The following is a 562-nucleotide window of genomic DNA, read 5'->3' as shown; positions in this document are numbered from 1 at the left end:
CGCCGGCTGCGGCCCGGCCCCGGGCGATGGGCGTCGGCGAGGTGGAGCGGCTGATCGCCGCCTCCGGCCCCGACGGCGCCCCGCTCACCCTGCGCAACCGGGCTCTGCTGGAACTGCTGTACGGCACCGGCGCGCGGATCTCCGAGGCCGTCGGCCTCACCGTGGACGACGTCGACCTGGTCCCGGAGGCCCCCCAGGTCAGGCTCTGCGGCAAGGGCGGGCGGACCCGCGCGGTGCCGCTCGGCCGGCCCGGCCGGGACGCGGTGGAGGCCTATCTCGCCGCGGCCCGGCCGGGTCTCGCCGCCCGTGGCAGGGGCGGCCGGAGCGTCTTCCTCAACGCCCGCGGCGGCGGACTCACCCGGCAGGGCGCCTGGGAGGTCCTCCAGGCAGCCGCCGAGCGGGCCGGACTGGCCGGGGTCTCGCCGCACATGCTGCGGCACTCGTTCGCCGCCCATCTGCTGGACGGGGGCGCCGACTCCGCGATGGTGCAGGAGCTGCTCGGCCACGCTCCGGCCGCGGCCCGGACCCGCGCACTGGCCGCGGCGGAGCGGCTGCGGGAGTG

General features: G+C 79.4%; 1 protein-coding gene. It reads left to right on the top strand.

What is annotated here, in order from left to right; translation table 11 throughout:
- The coding region (locus tag ACWJ6R_RS37800; RefSeq protein WP_449066777.1) for a tyrosine-type recombinase/integrase at window positions 1–562 on the top strand (562 nt) is incomplete at both ends.

The organism is Planomonospora algeriensis, from assembly GCF_977012225.1.
This window is presented reverse-complemented; position numbering and strand designations above follow the sequence as displayed.